The 3,751-nt window shown below is 72.3% G+C and carries 2 protein-coding genes; both read right to left on the reverse strand.

What is annotated here, in order from left to right:
• Positions 1-3,367 (reverse strand): 4-alpha-glucanotransferase (gene malQ, locus H0W38_RS18700; protein ID WP_292456950.1); only part of this gene is annotated, 3,367 nt, incomplete at its 3' end.
• Positions 3,364-3,751, reverse strand: a 388-nt coding sequence (locus tag H0W38_RS18705; protein ID WP_292456951.1) for a DUF3459 domain-containing protein, incomplete at its 5' end; no start/stop codon positions are given. The genes H0W38_RS18705 and malQ, both read right to left, overlap by 4 nt.

A 3,751-nucleotide genomic window follows, 5' to 3' on the forward strand; every position in this document is an offset into this window, starting at 1 on the left:
CCACGGCCAGCCCCGCGAGGTCGCTCACCTCGAAGAAGCGCCGCCAGTTGATCTGATCGGCCGCACAGCGCCACCAGGCAAGGCGGTAGTGCTGGCGTTCGAGCAGTGCGTGCAGGCGGCGGCGGCCCTCCTCGGTTTGCGTCGAGTGGCGCGCGAGCAAGGCGTCGATGTGGGCGCGGCCGGCGTCGGTTGCGGCGACTGCGGCCAGGGCGGCGCAAGCGGCTTGCCAGCGCGCGACGTTGTCGGCGTCCGGTTCGGGCAGGACGCCTTCGAAGCGCTCGGCGAGCGACTGCAGGGTTGGCTCCTCTCCCCTCTGCGGAGAGGTTGGGTGAGGAGGCAATGCACGGAGCACGTCGACATGCGAAGTCGGCGCAATCGGAAAGCGGTGGTCGTGATACGCGCACCAGAAGCGCCCGCACTCCGCATCGAAGCGCAGCTGCAGATCGCCCTGGGTCAGCGTCTCGCCATACGGCTCGCCGAGATAAGGCGCGAGCAGCTTGCCGTGCAGCGCCAGGTCGTCCGGTTCCCAGTCGATGTCGAACCATTGCGCGTAAGGGCTGGCACGGCCCCACTCGAGCACGTCCTGCCACCACGCGTTCTCGCGGCCGGCGACACCCATGTGGTTGGGAACGATGTCGGCCACCAGGCCCATGCCCCGTTCGCGCAAGCGCGCCATCAGGCGGCGCAGCGCGGGGCGCCCGCCGATCTCGGGGTCGATGCGGGTCGGGTCGACCACGTCGTAGCCGTGCTTGGAGCCGACGCGCGAGGTGGTCAGCGGCGACGTGTACACATGGCTGATGCCGAGCCGGTGGAGGTAGTCGACCCAGTGCGCCGCATCGTCGAGCGTGAAGCCGGCGTGGAGTTGCAGCCGCGCTGTGGCGCGCGGCGCGGCAGCCGTGGAATCGCCGGGCACTGCAGACGGCGCCGGCCCTTCGCGCGCCTGCGTCACGGCGGCGAGCCTCGCCTCGACCTCCGGCTCGTCGAGCAGGCGATCCACCGGCACGCTCAGGCGCTGCAGCCAGTTGGGATGCACGGCAGTGGTGCCGGGCAGATTGGGCTGCTCGACCAAGCCGAGCGCGTCTTCCAGCGGCACGATGACCAACGGCGCCGGGCTCATCGCCACGAAACCGAGCACCGCAGCGACAGGGGGCTCCCCGATCGGCGGCTGGGTGGCGCGGGCATCGACGCATCCCGCATCAGCCAGGGCTTGCCACAGCGCGGCGCGGTCGCGGCCGCGTTGCGCACGCTCCTCTTCTTCGCTCACGCCGTGCGGCAACAGCCCGAGTTGCGTGCGCCAGTCGATGTCGCGGCCCTGCCACCAGCCGGCGATGGGCGGCAGGTCGTGCGTGGTGCTGAGCGCCACGGCGTCCTCGCCCCATCGCTCGGGCGGAACGAAGCGCTCGCCTTCGCGCTGGAACCACAGCACGCGCATGCCCAGCACGCCGCTTGCGGCCAGACGCGCCGGGAACTCGGCCGGCACGGTGCCGAGGTCTTCGCCGATGACGACGGCGCGCTCGCGCCAGGATTCGAGCGCCACCAGCCGCAGCAGATCCTCGATCGGCAGGCGCAGGTAGGCGCCCTCGGTGGCGGGCCTGCCGTGCGGCACCAGCCACAGACGCCACAGGCCGAGCACGTGGTCGATGCGCACGCCGCCGGCATGGCGAAAGGCCGCACGCAGCATCTCGATCCAGGCACGGTAGCCGTGCCGCGCCATCGCGCGCGGCGAGAACGCGGCCAGGCCCCAGGACTGGCCATGCACGTTGATCACGTCGGGCGGCGCGCCGACCGACAGGCCGTTCAGCATTTCGCTCTGCCGGCTCCAGCTCTGGCTACCCTCGCCGTCGGCGCCGACCGCCAGGTCTGCGATCAGGCCGATCGGCATGCCGGCCGCGCGGGCGCGGGCCTGCGCGCCGGCGAGACCGGTTGCGGCCGCCCACTGCAGGAAGGCGTGGAAACTGACTTCCTCGGCATGCGCTTCGGAGTAGGACCGCACGGCCGGTGAGCGGGGGTCGCGAAATTCGGACGGCCAGGATCGCCAGCCGCCTCCGCCGTTGCCATTGCCGTTGCCGCCGCCTTTGCCATCGCCATCGCCATCGCCATCGCCATCGCCATCGCCATCGCCGGCGTCCGCAGTTGCCGTTGCCGGCCCGGCGCCGAAGCGCGCGTGCAGCGCTTCGAAACGGGCGTGGTCCTCGAGCGCTTCGCCGCCCTCGCGTCGGAACGCCGTAAAGGCGGCCTGAAGCGAGGTCGATTCGCGGAACGCCGCGCTGCCGAAAAGCCGGCCCAGCACGCGCAACCTGAGACGCGAGACCTCGGGCCACTCGACCCGGTCAGCGGTCTCTAAGCGGGCGAGCCGGGCATGCACGGTCTCGCCTCGGCCGCCGTCCTCGGCTTCCAGGGCTTGCAGCGCGTCGCGCAAGGCGGCTGCGCCGAAGCAAGCCGCCGGATCCACGTGCAGCACGTTGTAGAACAGCCGGCTCGACGGGCCGTAAGGGCTGTAGCGGCCGGGATCGGCGGAGAACATGGCATGCACCGGGCTGATCGCCAGCCCGGCCGCACCGTGCCGCGCTGCCGCTTCGGCGAGTTCGGCCAGCGCGGTGAAGTCGCCGAGCCCGCCGTCGCCGGGGCGGCGCAGGGAGTAGAGCTGGGCGGCCAAGGCCCAGGGACGCCGACTCGCGGTCGCTGCCGAGCCGGCAGCCGCCGCCGCGCGGGTGTTGCCGCCAGCGGGCTCGGCAGCCGCAGATGCAACCGCAACCGCAGTCGCAGTCGCAGTCGCAGATGCAGTCGCAGATGCAAATGCAGGTGCAACATCGTCTTCAGCCGCCACGCCCCGCGGCTCTGCCGCATGGCGTCCGGCCATCGCATCGGCCACGCCGTAGCAGCGCAGCGGTGCGACGGCCACCGTCACGCTCAGCGGCCCGACTGTCAAACGGTGATAGCCGATCCGGTCGATGGCCGGCACACAGGCAAGCGCTGCGGGTGCGCCATCGGTGCCGTGCACAGCGGCGTCGGTGGCCTGTGCCGCGGCGGCGATGTGGCCTTCCACCACGCCGCCGGCTTCCAGCTCGACGCAATAAGGCTGCCCGACCCATTGCGCCGCCCAGCGCCCCAGCGAGACGGGCTCGCCCATGCTCGCCACCAGCAAAGGCGGCGCCTCGGCGCTGTCGTGCTCGGCCCGCAGCCATGCGCAACTCTGCGCCTGCTCCTCGGCGCTCTCATTCGGCAGGTCGAGCGCCTCGAGCACCGCGTGCAAGGTTTGCGGTGCGACCGTGCGGGGCGCGCCATGGGCATCGGTCCAATCGACCGCAATGCCGGCGGCGGAGGCCAGTTCGTGCAGGCGGGCGAGATCGCTCCCGGCGTCGCTCATGACGCCTCGGTCGCCGCTGTCGCAGCCGGCCTGAGCCACACGGCGATGCTGCGCGCCGGCAAGCGCTTGCGAGCCTGAGGCTGGCCGGCGGCGGCGGTCTCGAACAGCAGGTCGCCGAGTGCCGATCGCGGGGCGCCATCGACGCTCTCCTTGTCCTTTTCGACGGCCGGCGTCGCTTCGTCGCCAACGCCGCCCTGCGCTGCCAGATCGACCGGCTCGGCACCGAGATTGAGCCGGATCGTCAGCTCCGCGCCGTCGCCCATGCGCCAGCGCGCCTGCACCGCCGCTCCGCCGATCGCCTGCGCCCCGAGGCTGCGAGCGCCCGCCAGCCGCGGCACGATGTGTGCGTGGCGCAGCGCGAGCAGCGCGAGCACCCGCTCGCGC

The sequence above is a fragment of the Methylibium sp. genome (assembly GCF_013817365.1).
Classification (GTDB): Bacteria; Pseudomonadota; Gammaproteobacteria; order Burkholderiales; family Burkholderiaceae_C; genus Methylibium.